The 15,837-nt window shown below is 37.4% G+C and carries 15 protein-coding genes and 4 tRNA genes; 5 read left to right on the forward strand and 14 right to left on the reverse strand.

Annotation, left to right across the window (positions count from 1 at the left end; genetic code table 11):
• Nucleotides 1–137: 137 nt before the first annotated feature.
• From HGJ98_RS15675 to dnaA, 14 genes are all read right to left on the reverse strand, one after another.
• Nucleotides 138–228 (reverse strand) — tRNA-Ser (locus tag HGJ98_RS15675).
• Between the two features lie 13 nt (nt 229–241).
• Nucleotides 242–694, reverse strand: coding sequence for a tRNA adenosine(34) deaminase TadA (gene tadA / locus HGJ98_RS15680; RefSeq protein ID WP_291352497.1), 453 nt, complete (start codon nt 692–694; stop codon nt 242–244).
• A 14-nt stretch (nt 695–708) separates the two neighbouring features.
• Nucleotides 709–786, reverse strand: a tRNA-Arg gene (locus HGJ98_RS15685).
• Between the two features lie 109 nt (nt 787–895).
• A tRNA-Arg gene (locus HGJ98_RS15690) sits at nt 896–972 on the reverse strand.
• 15 nt (nt 973–987) lie between these two features.
• Nucleotides 988–1,077: transfer RNA gene (locus tag HGJ98_RS15695), tRNA-Ser, on the reverse strand.
• A 135-nt stretch (nt 1,078–1,212) separates the two neighbouring features.
• A complete protein-coding gene (gene serS, locus HGJ98_RS15700) occupies nt 1,213–2,478 on the reverse strand; it encodes a serine--tRNA ligase (RefSeq protein ID WP_291352499.1) in 1,266 nt (421 codons plus the stop codon).
• A 73-nt stretch (nt 2,479–2,551) separates the two neighbouring features.
• Complete coding sequence (gene pdxT, locus HGJ98_RS15705; protein WP_291352501.1) at nt 2,552–3,130, reverse strand: pyridoxal 5'-phosphate synthase glutaminase subunit PdxT; 579 nt, start codon at nt 3,128–3,130, stop codon at nt 2,552–2,554.
• 2 nt (nt 3,131–3,132) lie between these two features.
• Nucleotides 3,133–4,017, reverse strand: a complete 885-nt coding sequence (gene pdxS, locus HGJ98_RS15710; protein ID WP_291352503.1) for a pyridoxal 5'-phosphate synthase lyase subunit PdxS — start codon at nt 4,015–4,017, stop codon at nt 3,133–3,135.
• Nucleotides 4,018–4,123: 106 nt separating this feature from the next.
• Nucleotides 4,124–6,604, reverse strand: coding sequence for a DNA gyrase subunit A (gene gyrA, locus HGJ98_RS15715; RefSeq protein ID WP_291352505.1), 2,481 nt, complete (start codon nt 6,602–6,604; stop codon nt 4,124–4,126).
• A 14-nt stretch (nt 6,605–6,618) separates the two neighbouring features.
• Entirely contained in the window at nt 6,619–8,553 is a 1,935-nt protein-coding gene (gene gyrB / locus HGJ98_RS15720; RefSeq protein WP_291352507.1) for a DNA topoisomerase (ATP-hydrolyzing) subunit B, read from the reverse strand.
• A gap of 198 nt (nt 8,554–8,751) precedes the next feature.
• Nucleotides 8,752–9,036, reverse strand: a complete 285-nt coding sequence (gene remB / locus HGJ98_RS15725; RefSeq protein ID WP_291352509.1) for an extracellular matrix regulator RemB — start codon at nt 9,034–9,036, stop codon at nt 8,752–8,754.
• Complete coding sequence (gene recF / locus HGJ98_RS15730) at nt 9,037–10,131, reverse strand: DNA replication/repair protein RecF (RefSeq protein WP_291352511.1); 1,095 nt, start codon at nt 10,129–10,131, stop codon at nt 9,037–9,039. It abuts the gene before it with no gap.
• Between the two features lie 8 nt (nt 10,132–10,139).
• Nucleotides 10,140–11,243, reverse strand: coding sequence for a DNA polymerase III subunit beta (dnaN, locus tag HGJ98_RS15735; protein WP_291352513.1), 1,104 nt, complete (start codon nt 11,241–11,243; stop codon nt 10,140–10,142).
• 341 nt (nt 11,244–11,584) lie between these two features.
• Complete coding sequence (dnaA, locus tag HGJ98_RS15740) at nt 11,585–12,946, reverse strand: chromosomal replication initiator protein DnaA (protein WP_291352515.1); 1,362 nt, start codon at nt 12,944–12,946, stop codon at nt 11,585–11,587.
• Nucleotides 12,947–13,306: 360 nt separating this feature from the next.
• Here dnaA and rpmH point away from each other — a divergent pair, with 360 nt between their 5' ends.
• The 5 genes from rpmH to jag all read left to right on the forward strand — a co-directional run bounded on the left by rpmH (nt 13,307) and on the right by jag (nt 15,610).
• Nucleotides 13,307–13,441: a 50S ribosomal protein L34 gene (rpmH, locus tag HGJ98_RS15745; protein WP_007777819.1), complete on the forward strand. Its 135-nt coding sequence runs from the start codon at nt 13,307–13,309 to the stop codon at nt 13,439–13,441.
• A gap of 274 nt (nt 13,442–13,715) precedes the next feature.
• Nucleotides 13,716–14,060, forward strand: coding sequence for a ribonuclease P protein component (rnpA, locus tag HGJ98_RS15750; RefSeq protein ID WP_291352517.1), 345 nt, complete (start codon nt 13,716–13,718; stop codon nt 14,058–14,060).
• Nucleotides 14,061–14,267: a membrane protein insertion efficiency factor YidD gene (yidD, locus tag HGJ98_RS15755; protein ID WP_291352519.1), complete on the forward strand. Its 207-nt coding sequence runs from the start codon at nt 14,061–14,063 to the stop codon at nt 14,265–14,267. It abuts the gene before it with no gap.
• Nucleotides 14,268–14,278: 11 nt separating this feature from the next.
• Nucleotides 14,279–14,953, forward strand: coding sequence for a YidC/Oxa1 family membrane protein insertase (locus HGJ98_RS15760; protein WP_291352521.1), 675 nt, complete (start codon nt 14,279–14,281; stop codon nt 14,951–14,953).
• 30 nt (nt 14,954–14,983) lie between these two features.
• Nucleotides 14,984–15,610 (forward strand): RNA-binding cell elongation regulator Jag/EloR, encoded by a 627-nt coding sequence (gene jag / locus HGJ98_RS15765; RefSeq protein WP_291352523.1) that lies wholly within the window; start codon nt 14,984–14,986, stop codon nt 15,608–15,610.
• The last annotated feature ends 227 nt before the right edge of the window (nt 15,611–15,837 follow it).

Consider the following 15,837-nt stretch of genomic DNA (forward strand, 5'->3'; position numbering starts at 1 on the left):
GTTGCACTGCTTGGACGAAGACACTGTCTTCGCACGTATTAAGCCTTCTTGCAGTATAATAACGAAGTTTTATACTTTCTGACAGTATTAAAAAGGCCCTTCGCATTCAGCGAAGGCCCTTAATTTATTTTATGTAATGGCGGAGGAGGTGGGATTCGAACCCACGGACGGCTTGCACCGTCAAACGATTTCGAGTCGCTCTCGTTATGACCACTTCGATACTCCTCCATATATATAACACCTAAAATCGGCGCAATCGTTTAAAAAACGCCTTTAAAATATCGGAACATTCTTCTTCTAATACTCCAGCTACAACGTCTACACGATGGTTCCATAGTTTATAGTCTAAGACATTCATCACTGAACCAGTAGCTCCACCCTTTAGATCTGCTGCTCCATAAACTAGCTGTTTTAAGCGAGACTGAACTATTGCTCCAGCACACATTGGACAAGGCTCTAATGTTACGTACAAGACGGCGTCTGTTAATCTCCAACTATTTAAAACTTCAGTTGCCCTTTGAATCACTAAAATTTCCGCATGTGCTGTGGGATCATTTTTCTGTTCCTTTTCATTATGAGCTTCTGCAATTATTAACCCATTATGAACAACGACAGCCCCTATCGGAACTTCTCCTTGTTCAAAAGCCAATTGAGCTTGTTTAAGCGCCATACGCATCCAATCTTGATGAAGCATAATTACCTCGTTTATGGTGACCCCGGGAGGAGTCGAACCTCCGCAAGACAGGGTTTAGGAAACCCCCGCTCTATCCACTGAGCTACGAGGCCATAGTAGAACAAAAGCATTTAGAAGTCGTACATACTTCAAGCCTAGATCAACTAAGAGTAAAAGGTTCGATATACGATTCTCGAATATCGAACCAAAAAGATGTAAAATTGGTGCGCTCGGAGGGATTCGAACCCCCGACATTCAGATTCGAAGTCTGACGCTCTATCCAGCTGAACTACAAGCGCAAAATAAACAAATTATGGCGGAGGGGGTGGGATTCGAACCCACGGACCCCTTGCGAAGTCACCGGTTTTCAAGACCGGGTCCATAAACCACTCGAACACCCCTCCAAGTAAAACAACCGAATAAAAGAATAACATATATGTTAAATAAAATCAAGTATTTATAGTGATATTCACAATATATTATTTTACATTTATTAAATTTATATCCATTTCAGATATTTTTCGGTTTCAAGATGTTCCTTATCCAATATATTCTACACCCATATAAGGTTGCAATGCTTTAGGAACACGTACCCTGCCGTCTTTTTCCTGATAATTCTCCATAATTGCGGCAACTGTGCGTCCAATTGCTAAACCGCTTCCATTTAAAGTATGAACAAACTCTGGCTTACCTTTAGGTCCTCTGCGAAAACGGATATTTGCGCGACGTGCTTGAAAATCCTCAAAATTACTGCATGAAGATATCTCTCTATATGTATTAAAGCTCGGAAGCCATACCTCTAGATCGTAAGTCTTGGCAGATGTAAAGCCTAGATCACCTGTCGATAACGCCATAACTCGATAGGGAAGTTCTAATTCTTGAAGAATACTTTCAGCATCCTTTGTCAGTAATTCAAGTTCCTCATAGGAATTCTCCGGAAGTGAGAACTTAACCAATTCTACTTTGTTAAACTGATGTTGACGAATAAGTCCTCGTGTGTCCCTCCCTGCTGAACCTGCTTCAGAACGAAAACATGAACTATATGCACAGTGACGTATAGGCAATTTACTACCGTCCAATATTTCATCACGATAGAGATTTGTTACTGGGACTTCTGCAGTAGGAATTAAAAAGTAGTCTGTTCCAACAATTTTAAAGGCATCATCTTCAAATTTAGGTAACTGACCTGTTCCTATCATAGAAGCTCGGTTAACCATATAGGGAGGAAGAATTTCCGTATATCCCTTAGCTGTGTGACGATCAAGCATAAACGAAATAAGAGATCGTTCTAGCTTAGCGCCTAACCCTTTATAAAACGTAAAACGAGCGCCAGTTACTTTAGCAGCTCTGACAAAATCAAAAACATCCAAGGTTTCCCCGACTTCATAATGGGCCTTCGGTTCAAAGTCAAAAACACGAGGAATTCCCCAAGTACGAATTTGAACATTGGCGCTTTCGTCTAAGCCTATTGGCACAGAAGTGTGAGGTATGTTAGGAATCTCATAGAGTACTTTCTCCATCTCTTGTACAATGTTCGCTGATGTATCTTCTAGGTCCTTAATGTTTTGACCAACTTCTCTCATTTCTAAAACGAGACTTTCGGCATCTTTACCACTTTTTTTTAGACGCCCAACTTCTTCAGAAACTAAGTTGCGCCGGGCTTTTAAAGTCTCAATTTCAAATAGTAGTTTACGCCTTTCTTCTTCTTGTTTTAAGAAATGGTCGAGACTAATTGAAACATGACGTTTTTCCAAAGCCTCCTTAACCACTTCAGGGTTAGTACGAACAAACTTGAGATCTAACATTCTAAACACCCTCCTATGCAGGCGATCGCCTTAGCTGCACTTATACTTCAGAAGTATAGAACAACACCTTATCTTAATGTTCATCAATCATATTCAAAAAATACTGATGAACTCTAAAATCCGGGGTAAGTTCCGGATGAAACGCACTTGCTAATAAATTTCCTTGTCTCACAAATACAATTTTGCCATTATACTCTGCCAATATACCTACATTGGGCGCAACTTCCCTAAGGTAAGGCGCCCGAATAAAAACAGCCCTTAGAGGATTATGACCTAAGGCAGGAACTAAAAGATCCGTTTCAAAACTTGCCACTTGTCTTCCGAATGCATTTCGTTCTACCACTGTATCCATAAGGTTTAAGCGATACTGTTCACTATCGACAATCGTTTTACTAAGTAGAATCATACCAGCACAAGTTCCAAAAATTGGCATATCTTTAGCGCCAAGCTCCTTAATCTTTTCACCCATCTCATCGATTCTCAGGAGTTTACCAATGGTGGTACTTTCTCCACCTGGAATAATAAGACCCTGTATTTCATCAAGATCACTTGTTTTACGCACTTCTACAACGTTGCAACCCAATTGTTCCAGAACCTGCCGGTGCTCGCGAAAAGCACCTTGCAGTGCCAATACGCCAACACGCTTTTTCATTCTTACCAACCCCGTTCTTGCATACGTTGGGCTTCGGTCAGTGTTGAAATCTCTATACCGGACATAGGTTGTCCCAAATCTTTGGAAATCTCAGCAAGTAATTTTGCATCATTATAATGAGTTGTTGCCATAACAATTGCTTTAGCTCGTGCTTTTGGATCACCTGATTTAAAAATTCCTGAACCTACAAAAATACCATCCACTCCCAATTGCATCATTAACGCAGCATCCGCTGGAGTAGCTATACCACCTGCAGCGAAGTTAACGACAGGTAATTTACCATGTTCAGCAACATAAAGAACTAAATCATAAGGAGCACCCATATCTTTAGCAGCTGACATAAGTTCTTCTTTCGGCATTAAGGTTAATGCGCGAATCTCACTCATTACAGTACGCATATGTCGGACTGCTTCAACAACATTTCCCGTTCCAGGTTCTCCTTTGGTTCTTATCATGGCTGCTCCTTCACCGATTCGGCGTAATGCTTCACCAAGATTACGACATCCGCAAACAAAAGGCACTTTAAAATCATGCTTATTAATATGATAAGCGTCGTCCGCAGGGGTTAATACTTCAGATTCATCAATATAGTCAGCACCTAAGGCTTCTAAAATACGGGCTTCAACAAAATGACCGATACGTGATTTTGCCATAACAGGAATAGATACTACAGCCATAATATTCTGAATAATTGTTGGATCCGCCATTCGAGCGACTCCACCTTCTGCACGTATATCCGATGGAACACGTTCTAATGCCATTACTGCACATGCTCCAGCCTCTTCCGCAATTATAGCCTGCTCAGGAGTTGTTACATCCATAATAACTCCACCTTTTAGCATCTCGGCAAGTCCTGTTTTTACTTTGAATGAGCCAATATCAGTCATTTAATAGTCCCCCTATAATTTCTTAGTTAAATCTAATGTGTAAAAACTCTATATTTACAAATTCAGATTCAAAATATGGTAACATCTTGCGCGAATTTTGTCAATTTTAGTCTTCTTCTGAATCCTCAGGAGTGTCACTTTCCAAGACTTCCACTCCATCTTTCATCAGCACTTTAGCAATTGCAACGACATTACTATCACCTGTGCGCATTGTCAAAACCCCATGTGCAGAACGTCCTTGATTCGAAATACTAGAAACAGGGATTCGAAGCATAATTCCATTGTTCGTAATAACCATAAGCTCATCTTCTACTTGTACAACTTTTATTCCAACTAATGTTCCCGTTTTTGCATTCAGTTTCATGGCAATAACTCCTCTGCCGCCACGTCCTTGAACACGGAATTCTTTAAGATCGGTGCGTTTGGCAAATCCGTTTTCACTCATTGTCAAGAGTTCACCTTCATCACCAATCACATCCATACCAACCACTAAATCGTTTTGTTCAAGTTTTATACCTTTTACTCCACGAGCTGTCCGTCCCATATAACGAACATCTGACTCCGGAAAACGAATGGCTATTCCATTTTTTGTTGCTAAAAAAATGTCATCTAAACCTTGGGTTAATTTGACTCCTATAAGTTCATCCCCACTATCCAAGGTCAGTGCAATTAATCCATCTTTTCTAGATGAATCATACTCTTGCAAGGCAGTCTTCTTCATAATACCTTTTTTAGTAGCGGTTATTAAGAAGAAGTCAGGACTATAATCCTTGATTGCCATCACTGCTGTAATCATTTCGTGTTGCCCTAAATTCAAGAGGTTTATAACGGCAGTACCCTTACCCGTACGACTCGCTTCGGGAATTTCATGAGCCTTCAATCGATACACTTTTCCTTGAGAAGTAAAGAATAGAATATAGTGATGAGTCGTTGTAGTAAAGAGATGTTCCACAAAGTCTTGTTCTTTAGTCGCCATGCCGTGAACACCTTTGCCTCCACGGTTTTGGCTTTTATAGGTACTTAGTGGTAATCGTTTAATATACCCATAATGGGTTACGGTAACAACTACGTCCTCGACAGCAATAAGATCTTCTATATCCATCCTACTTACATCTACTGTAATATCTGTCTTACGATCATCTCCAAATTTGCGATTAATCTCTTCTAGTTCAGTCTTAACAATCCCAATAACCATACCTTCTGACGCGAGAACGGACTTCAAGTAATTAATGGTATTCATCAATTCCTGATACTGATTTTCTAGTTTTTCCCGTTCTAATCCTGTCAGTCGCTTTAGCCTCATATCCACAATAGCTTGGGCCTGCTTGTCACTTAAGCCAAAACGAATCATGAGATTTTCTCTAGCCTTAGATTCATCCTTTGAAGATCGAATAGTTTCTATAACTTCATCAATATGATCAAGAGCAATTCTTAGTCCCTCAATGATATGAGCTTCAGCTTCTGCTTTATTGAGTTCAAATCTAGTTCTTCGGACAATTACATCTTTTTGATGTTCAATAAAGTAATAGATCATATCCTTAAGAGTAAGGGTTCTGGGTTGACCATTAACTAAAGCCAGCATATTAACACCAAACGTATCTTCTAACTGCGTATGCTTATATAGTTGATTTAAAATAACCTTTGGATTTACGTCACGTCTGAGCTCGATTACTATACGCATTCCTGACCGATCAGACTCGTCCCTTAGGTCAGTAATTCCATCAATTTTCTTATCACGAACAAGGTCAGCTATTTTCTCAATCATACGAGCTTTATTGACCATAAACGGAATTTCAGTAACGACAATACGGTTCTTACCTGACTTCTCCATGGGTTCAATCTGAGCTTTGGATCGTATTTTAATCGAACCCCTACCGGTTTTATAAGCAGATATGATTCCTTCATGACCCATGATTGTTCCACCAGTTGGAAAATCTGGACCTTTTACATAGTTCATTAGTTCATCAATTGATAACTCAGGATTAGTCATTAAAGCAATCGTCGCTTCGATAACTTCTGATAAATTATGGGGCGGAATATTCGTTGCCATTCCAACCGCAATCCCAGATGAACCGTTTACAAGCAAATTTGGAAATTTAGACGGCAATACTGTAGGTTCTTCTTGTTTCTCATCATAGTTGAGGGTAAAATCCACTGTATCTTTTTCGATGTCTGCCAACATATAAGTCGCCAATTTAGCCATACGCAACTCAGTGTAACGCATAGCCGCAGCAGAGTCTCCATCAATTGAACCAAAGTTACCATGACCGTCAACAAGGGGATAACGGCTGGCAAAATCTTGAGCTAAACGAACAACCGCATCATAAATTGAAGAATCCCCGTGGGGGTGAAATTTACCCATGCAATCCCCAACTAGACGTGCCGACTTGCTATAGGGCTTGTTAGGAGTCAGACCCAACTCATGAAGAGTATATAATATTCTGCGATGGACCGGTTTGAGACCGTCTCGAACATCCGGCAAAGCACGGCTCACAATAACACTCATCGAATAATCGATAAATGATCTTCGCATTTCTTCTGCAATTTCAATGGGAAGGACTCTCCCTCCCAATAGTTCATCTGCCATGAATGAGCACTCCTTTAAGTATCCAGATTACGAACATCTTTTGCATAGCGATTAATAAAGTCACGACGAGGTTCAACCTTATCGCCCATTAAGACTGAAAACATTTCTTCAGTCCTCATGGCATCTTCCATAGTTACTCGTAAGATTGTTCGGTTTGCTGGATCCATCGTAGTTTCCCACAACTGATCAGGATTCATTTCACCCAAACCTTTGTAGCGTTGAAGTTCTACTTTTTCTCGACCTATTTTTTCAAGTGTTTTTGTCAGTTCATCATCTGTGTAAGCATATTGAATATCTCGCCCCTTTTTGATTTTAAAGAGCGGAGGTTGTGCGATATAAACATAATTATTTTCGATGAGTGGTCTCATATAACGGTAGAAGAAGGTCAGCAATAGTGTTCGGATATGAGCTCCGTCTACGTCAGCGTCTGTCATAATAATTAGTTTGTGATAACGCGCTTTTGTAATATCAAAGTCTTCAGATATTCCAGTACCCATGGCTGTAATCATCGCCCTAATTTCTGCATTCCCTAATATTTTATCAAGTCTTGCTTTTTCTACATTGAGGATTTTTCCACGTAAAGGTAGAATTGCCTGAAATCTTCGATCTCGTCCTTGTTTTGCAGAACCACCGGCACTGTCTCCCTCAACTATATACATTTCACACAAATCTGGTTCTTTCCATGAACAATCGGCAAGTTTTCCTGGAAGAGAGGTCCCCTCTAGAGCACTTTTGCGTCGAGTTAACTCCCGAGCTTTACGGGCAGCATCTCTAGCTCGAGCTGCTTGAACCGATTTATCTATGAATTTTCGAGCTATTGCCGGATTTTCTTCGAGGAAAATAGTTAATCCTTCTCCAGTAGTGGAGTCCACAATACCTCTAATTTCACTATTACCTAACTTAGTCTTTGTCTGTCCTTCAAATTGAGGATCAGGAACCTTTACAGAAATTACAGCAGTTAATCCTTCACGGATGTCATCTCCAGAAAGATTAGAATCCGTAGTTTTTAACATATTACTTTTACGAGCATAATCATTAACTACCCTTGTTAAAGCTGACTTAAAACCTGCTTCATGGGTTCCCCCTTCTTGGGTGTTAATATTATTTGCATAAGAAAACAGATTTTCAGCATAACTATCATTATATTGAATACAAATCTCAACTTGGACATTGTCTTTAGTTGTTTCAATATATATTGGCTGTGGATGTAAACAATCTTTACTCTTATTTAAATATAAAACAAAGTCTTGAATACCACCTGAATGAATGAAGGTTTCGTGAGTATTTGTACGCTCATCCGATAAGTTAATTGAAATACTTTTATTTAAAAAGGACAGTTCCCTAAGTCTGTGAGCTAGAATATCAAAATCATATATAGTATCTTCAAATATTTCTGAATCAGGAATAAAACTAATCTTGGTTCCATTTTTTTCAGTTGTCCCAATCTTTTTTAGATCAGTCGTTGGTTTTCCTTTGGCATACTCCTGTTGATAAATATAGCCGCCTTTGGAAACTTCAACAACTAACCATTTCGACAAAGCATTAACAACGCTTAGGCCTACTCCATGCAGACCACCGGAAACTTTGTAGGCACTTTCACTTCCACCAAATTTTCCTCCAGCATGTAAGACCGTTAAAGCAACTTCTACAGCAGGTTTACCTGTTTTAGGATGAATATCAACAGGAATTCCTCGTCCATTATCTATGACGGTAATGCTATTATCGGCATGTATTTTGACATCAATTTTATCACAATAACCTGCTAAAGCTTCATCAATACTGTTATCGACTATTTCATAAACAAGATGATGCAAACCACGCAGCCCTGTAGTACCAATATACATACCAGGACGTTTGCGAACAGCCTCTAAACCTTCAAGTACTTCGATTTGCCCAGCATTATAATTGTCATTTGTACTTTGAATTACTTGCTCTTTGTTTTCTTGCAAAGCTGTTTCCTCCTATAGAAACCTTGGTTATTGCAAGCGAAGGCCGGACTCGAACAAGATATTCGAAGTTAGAAAGCCGTTTAATCGCTTGTATTTGCCATAGTTGCATACGAAATTATTTTAATTTGCTGATAGTACCAATAAATACCTTCAACCTTATTATTGTACACTAAAAGTTTAGATGTATCAATTTTAAAGCTATTTAACTTCAATACCTAATTCGAAACTATTATTTCCGATATCCATAAATGAACGCTTGAATAAAGTAATTGAAGAGATGGGAGAAAAGAATAAATCGTTATTTGTTACAATCATGGTTTTTTCTCTGCCCTTTTTACAAAGGTAACGGATTTTTTTATGATGTATTTTCATGTTTTCTAAAAAAGTTTGGTTTGTTTTCCCCAATTTTTCTAATTCTAAATCTATGATTGCAACTATTATATTTCTTTTTATTAAAACATCTCCACCAAGATGTATATACAATTAGTTTTCCCTCCTTATATGTCCTTGTTTCACATGGAAACGTGTTCCTAAGTCAAGATGCTTATCAGCACTTGTCATAGTTATAAGAGTTTGTATATGTGAAGATTCAATGAACTTTATTAAATAGTCTCTCCTAAATCTATCCAATTCAGACAATACGTCATCAAGTAAAAGAAGGGGGTATTCCCCTTTTTCCTGACGTATCAACTCTAGTTCCGCCAATTTTAGACTAAGAACTAACGAACGTTGTTGCCCTTGTGATGCATATAGTCTTCCTGGTCTATCATTTAAAAGAATATGAAGATCATCGCGATGAGGTCCAACGAGAATGATTTGCCTTTCTATTTCTTGTTCTAATTTTTCATTCATTAAGCGTGGAAATTCAGAGATTGCCTCAGTTACAGATCTTTGTCCCAATGCACTGTAAAAGATCTGTAATGTTTCTTTCTGTGACGATAAATTTTTATAAATACCATTTGCTGCATCTTGAAGACGTTTCGTTAGATCTGCTCTATTTCTAATAATCTTCGTTCCCAAATCTATAATTTGTTCGTTCCAAAGTTGGATTTGTGCATACTTTTGATGTTTTTCGGTGTAAGCCTTTAATAAAGCACTTTTCTGATGTATTGCTTTGTTATAGGCATTGAGAAGACTAACATGCCCTGGGCGCATTTGAGCTATATGTAAGTCTAAAAATCTTCTTCTTTCCGAAGGCCCTCCTTTAATCATAACAAGGTCATCCGGAGAAAAGAAGATTACATTTATAGTTCCTACAAAGTCAGATAAACGTTGGCATGATACTTGATTAATTTTGACTACTTTTTTTTTATTTTTATAGTGGCTTTCTAACGATAGCTTGTGATTATTCATGAGAAAATCGCCGTAAAGATGAAATTCGCTTTGATCCCATCGTAAGAGTTCTTGTTCCCGATGTACTCTGTAAGACTTTCCGGTTAAAAGGTAATAGATTCCTTCAATAATATTTGTCTTACCCTGGCCATTGTCTCCTATCAGAATATTGGTTCCAGGCATGAATTTGATCGTTTCATCTTCATAATTACGAAAATTTTGTAGGCAAATTTTATTTATCATCATAGCTTTATTTAAGACGTTCTTACCGGTAATACTAGGTAAATATAGTTTGGGTCACCTAAAGGACGCATTACTCCAGGACTAAAGGGTCCAGACAATTCAAATAATATTCGATCACTATCTATTACTTTTAAGGCATCAATAAGAAATTTAGCATTAAAAGCAATTTTAACATCTTTTCCTTCCATGTCTATGCCAATCTGCTCAGATATTTTACCTAACTCTGAGGTTTGGTCGATTCTTAAATCATTATTTTCTACATTTATCCTTACAATATTTGCACCGCTCTTATCTCGAGATAGTAAGGAGGCTCGTTCTACAGCGTCAAGAAATTCTCTCACAGATAAATGGACCTTAGTTTCACAGGTTTGAGGAATAACTTGCTTATAATTCGGAAATTGTCCTTCTATAAGTCTAGAAATTAAATAAATTGACCCAAATTGAAAAACAACTTGATTATTACTATAGCTAATTGTTAAGAGTTCATCTTCATCTCTTAGTAAACGATATATTTCTGATAAAGTTTTAGAAGGAATAATTCCGCTAAAACGGGCGTCGTTTGGATTAGATAGTTCAGAAATAATATAAGCTAAACGATGTGTATCTGTCGCAACTAAACGTATATTCGTATTCTCAATTTGTAGTAGAATTCCATTAAAAACTGGTCTATTTTCTTCTGAGGCGCAAGAGAATATGGTTTGTCTGATCATATTTTTAAATATCGCAGTTGGTAATTCAAATGATGAAGGCTCTATAAGATCTGGAAGTAAGGGAAATTCTTCTGGATCATACCCATTTAAAACGATTTCTGATTGGTTATAACAAATAATAATTGATTTATCTCGTTCTTCCAATGAAATTGGTGTATCAGGTAATTTACGGACGACATCTGTAAATAGTTTAGCCGGAACGATCATTGTTCCTTCTTCATTAACTTGGGCTGGAACATCACAGCGAATCCCCATTTCAAGATCAGTAGCTGCAAACTGTAAACACTGATTTTCGGCCTGAATCAAAATTCCCTGAAGAACTGGTAATGGGTTTTTATTGGATACAGCCCGTTGAACAGCATTTACACCTGATAACAATGCATCCTTTGAACAGAAGATTTTCATATGAATCGTATCCTCCTAAAAATTATAGTCTCTTCTTCTTGTTCTAAATCAAGTTTATTAATAATAAGATAATAGTTAGTAGTTGTAGTAGTATTACTTGTCAACATGTGTATAAGTTGTCTGGCGGCTTAGCCTGACTACTAAAATGGGTGTTGAAAAAGTTGTGGACAAACGGATTAGATTATCCACGTGTCCACATTTAAAAATATTTGAAGCTTTATCAACAGGTTATAAACATATTAAATGAGCCCGCTAAGTCTTTGCCTATAACTTTAACTATATTCAGTATATGATTTTATAAAGAGTGTCACTGCTACTATGTTCTCTAACTTTTACTACATTTAATCTGTTTGAATACGTTGAATTATTTCATTAACTTTCTTTTCTAGTACAGGATCATTGATTAAGGCTTGAGTTATTTTATCGTGAGCATGCATTACAGTCGTATGATCACGACCACCAAATTCATCTCCAATTTTAGGCAAAGAATAATCTGTAAGCTGGCGGGAAAGGTACATTGCAATTTGTCTAGGAAATGCTACAGCACGGGTTCTCTTTTTAGCTTTAAAATCGGTTGGTGATAAATTAAAAAATCTAGCAACGGATTCTTGAATAATATCAATAGTAATCTGCTTTGAGTTATTTGCAGGAATAATATCCTTTAATGCTTCAACTGCCACTTCTGCGGTTATAGGAATTGAACTAAGAGAAGCAAAAGCCATGACTCTTATAAGTGCTCCTTCGAGTTCACGTATATTTGAACGAATTTTGTCTGCAATATAAACCATAACTTCATTTGGTACTTGGAGATTTTCCATTTTTGCTTTCTTACGAAGAATCGCAATTCGTGTTTCTAAATCTGGAGCTTGAATATCGGTTATTAAGCCCCATTCAAAACGAGAACGCAATCTATCTTCTAGGGTTGGAATATCTTTTGGAGGGCGATCGGATGAAATTATTATTTGTTTATTAGCTTCATGAAGTGCATTAAATGTATGAAAGAACTCTTCTTGAGTTCGCTCTTTACCAGCTAAAAATTGAATATCATCGATTAGAAGGATATCTACGTTACGGTAATGGTTACGAAACTCCTCGGGGTTTTCATCTCTAATTGAATCAATCAATTCGTTAGTAAATTTTTCACTAGAAACATAAATTACTTTAGTATTTGGTGAACGTTGTAAAACATGATGACCTATGGCATGCATAAGATGGGTTTTTCCTAACCCAACTCCCCCATAAATAAAAAGAGGATTATAAGATTTAGCTGGAGATTCTGCAACGGCTAATGAAGCTGCATGAGCAAAACGGTTGCTATTGCCTATCACAAATGTATCAAAGGTGTACTTAGTATTTAAAGAATTTGGAATAGGTTCAGCTTGTTTAGGAAGCACAGGAGGAATAGGCTCGGACAGAATGGCATCTTCATTATAACTAGCGCCTGAGGGAGGTAAAATAAAGCGAAGACTAACAGAATGACCTAAAACGGATTGCACAGAAGAACGGATCATAGGAGCATAACGACTTTCTAACCAATCTTTAGCAAATTCATTGGGGACACTTATGACAAGTGTATCTCCATCAATATTAAGAAGTCGCGTAGAACTTAACCAAGTTTCAAAGCTTGGTTTAGAAAGTTCACTTTTTAGTTTTTCTAGCGTTTCTTGCCACAATAATTGGAGAGAATTAGACTGTGGTGGCATTGACGGACCTCCCTTGTCTAAAAATGAAAGAATAATGACAATAAAAAAGTTATACACAAACTTATACACATTTGTGGATAACTTAACCAAATTACGTGTTGTGAATAAAAGAAAACACGAATTATCGTTGTCGTCAGGTATTGTAAAAATATAATATCAAGTTTTCTCAGGGTTATCAACAGGAATATAGTAGCTTTAGAAAATTATTCACAGTGGATAACTTTTTTAGTCTCTGAGTTATCCACACAGTGTCAAAGTCCTTTGCTTGACAGATTAAAATTTAGTAGAGTATAATCTCTAAGTAATGTTTTGATTGATTTCGAAAAGTGTTTCGTTTGAAATAAAGGAGGTGTCGTTAAATTGAAGAGAACCTACCAACCGAAGAATCGGCGTCATAAGCGTGTTCACGGTTTTTTAAGTCGGATGAGTACGCCAACGGGGCGAAATGTAATAAAGCGCCGTCGTTTAAAAGGTCGAAAGAAGTTATCAGTTTAAGGCCGCAATTATGTGGCCTTTTTTTTACTAGTCGGAAAGTATAACTTATCGTTAATACTGCAAGAAGGCTAATAACGTGCGAAGACAGTGTCTTCGTCGTCTGGAAGGTCCCTTCTCGCCATCACGACACCAAAGTATAGAATGTTCTGCTCGAGTCAAGCCCTTTGGCTTGCTCAGACGTTCAAATAAATATTTCTAAGGTAACATACTCGTTCCAAAAACGTTTAAACTAATGATTAGTGAGTTAGAATATAAAGGTATACTTGGAGGAGTTATGTTACGAAGAAAATTTAGACTACGCCAAAAATCTGGGTTTAAAACAATTTTTGAACTTGGAAAGAATTACTCTGTAAAATATGTCGCTATATATGTAATTTATAAAGGCCCTAACAAATTTGGTTTCATTGCCTCTAAGAAAGTCGGGAACGCTGTTCAGCGAAATAGGGCAAAGCGACTTATGAGAGAAGTAATCCGCCTTCATCTATCCGGAATTAGAAAAGATATACAAATAATTTGCATTGCGAGAGCAAGAATCAAAGGAGTTTCGTACTCTGAGGTCGAAAGCAGTATGATGTATATTTTAAGAAAAGCGAATACCTTGACAAGTGAGCGAAAATAAATGAGACGAATTTTAGTTGGTCTAATTCGCCTATACCAAATATTTATTTCTCCTTTAAAAGGACAGACTTGTCGTTTTTACCCGAGCTGTTCGGAATATTCCGTCCAGGCTTTACAGAAATATGGACTTATTAAAGGAAGTTATAAATCAGTTAGAAGAATACTAAAATGTCATCCGTTTAACCCAGGAGGACATGACCCAGTATAAGGAGGGCTTTTGTGAGTACTATTGTTGAGGGAATGACTTACTTATTAAACATACTGTATAATATGTCGTCTACAGTTGGTCTAGCGAATTACGGTGTAGCGATTATACTTTTAACTATTTTAATAAAGACTATAATTTTCCCGCTAACTTATAAACAAATGGCTTCAATGCGTAAAACGGTTGATTTACAACCAAAAATTAAAGCTATTCAAGAAAAGTATAAAAATAACAAAGAAAAAGCTAATGCGGCTGTTATGGAGTTATATAAAGAACATAACGTTAATCCTTTGGGTGGTTGCCTCCCAATTCTTATTCAGTTGCCTATTTTCTGGGCATTATATAGCACGTTGTTAAATTTTCCTTATGATCCAACAAATCCTTCTGCCCATTTATTTCTAGGCTTTGATTTGACACAAATATATGGGTTTGCTCTTTCATATCATTTGATATTACCAATCTTTGCAGCTGCAACAACTTATTTGCAAACGAAATTAACCAGTCCAAATGCTTCTACTGACCCAACCATGAAGATGATGTTGTACATGATGCCAGTATTTTTTGCTTATATTAGTGTTACTGTACCAGCAGGTTTGGCTTTATATTGGGTAACCATGAATGTTGTGTCGATTTTCCAACAGATCTTTATTAACAATCGGTTAGGAAATATAAGTAAGAAAGCGATATAAGTCAGCGTGTAAGCGTGAGGAGGATCGTTCATGAGGATTGCTGAGAAAACTGGGAAAACTGTGGAAGAGGCTATTAATGCTGGTATTATGGAGTTAGGCGTTGACCGTGATCGAGTGAAAGTTGAGGTAATTGAAGAGCCTACTAAGAAAGGGTTATTTGGTCTCTTTGGAACGCGTTTAGCGAAAGTACGTGTTTTTTATGAAGATAATCCTGGTTTACTGGCTGCGGATTTTATAAATAAAGTTTGCAAAGCCATTAGCGTTAATGCTGACACTAAGGTGAGTAAGAATGGAGAGCACTGGCATATAGATATTACTGGTCCGGAGCTTGGGATCCTAATTGGACGACGTGGAGATACTCTAGATGCACTTCAATATTTAACGAACTTAGCTGTAGCTAAACAAATGTCTGAAAGAGTACGGATTATTGTTGATGTTGAAGGATATAGGCAGCGTCGAGAAGAAACTTTGGTTCGTCTAGCAAAAAGATTATCTGAGAAAGTAAAGAGGACTGGGACAAAAATAGTGTTGGAACCTATGAATCCTCATGAGCGTCGGATTATCCACACTTCTTTACAGGATGAAGCAAGAATTTCTACCTTTAGTGAGGGCGATGATCCGAATCGAAGGGTAGTCATATCACTTAAACGAGGCTAAAGAGGGGTAACCCCTCTTTTTTGTTTAAACTAGTAAAAATGTAGAATAGATGATTTAATCATATACCTAGTCAATTAATAACCAGGGGTTAGGACTAGGTGCTTGTATAGTTGTATATAACCTTCGCTGGAGGTATCAATTATTCATAAGTATGTATGTCGCTTCTTATATAAGTTAAGACTACAAAATAGATAGAATTAAAATAGTTAATTTCTAAGGAGTAAGAA

It is taken from the genome of Desulfosporosinus sp., assembly GCF_014237355.1.
In the GTDB taxonomy this organism is placed as follows: Bacteria; Bacillota; Desulfitobacteriia; order Desulfitobacteriales; family Desulfitobacteriaceae; genus Desulfosporosinus.

Bases quoted from the DNA above. Each gene is read 5' to 3' on its own strand.
- tadA (WP_291352497.1), bottom strand. From the start codon at position 694: ATGCTTCATCAAGATTGGATGCGTATGGCGCTTAAACAAGCTCAATTG.
- serS (WP_291352499.1), bottom strand. From the start codon at position 2,478: ATGTTAGATCTCAAGTTTGTTCGTACTAACCCTGAAGTGGTTAAGGAG.
- pdxT (WP_291352501.1), bottom strand. From the start codon at position 3,130: ATGAAAAAGCGTGTTGGCGTATTGGCACTGCAAGGTGCTTTTCGCGAG.
- pdxS (WP_291352503.1), bottom strand. From the start codon at position 4,017: ATGACTGATATTGGCTCATTCAAAGTAAAAACAGGACTTGCCGAGATG.
- gyrA (WP_291352505.1), bottom strand. From the start codon at position 6,604: ATGGCAGATGAACTATTGGGAGGGAGAGTCCTTCCCATTGAAATTGCA.
- recF (WP_291352511.1), bottom strand. From the start codon at position 10,131: ATGATGATAAATAAAATTTGCCTACAAAATTTTCGTAATTATGAAGAT.
- dnaN (WP_291352513.1), bottom strand. From the start codon at position 11,243: ATGAAAATCTTCTGTTCAAAGGATGCATTGTTATCAGGTGTAAATGCT.
- dnaA (WP_291352515.1), bottom strand. From the start codon at position 12,946: ATGCCACCACAGTCTAATTCTCTCCAATTATTGTGGCAAGAAACGCTA.
- rnpA (WP_291352517.1), top strand. From the start codon at position 13,716: ATGTTACGAAGAAAATTTAGACTACGCCAAAAATCTGGGTTTAAAACA.
- yidD (WP_291352519.1), top strand. From the start codon at position 14,061: ATGAGACGAATTTTAGTTGGTCTAATTCGCCTATACCAAATATTTATT.
- jag (WP_291352523.1), top strand. From the start codon at position 14,984: ATGAGGATTGCTGAGAAAACTGGGAAAACTGTGGAAGAGGCTATTAAT.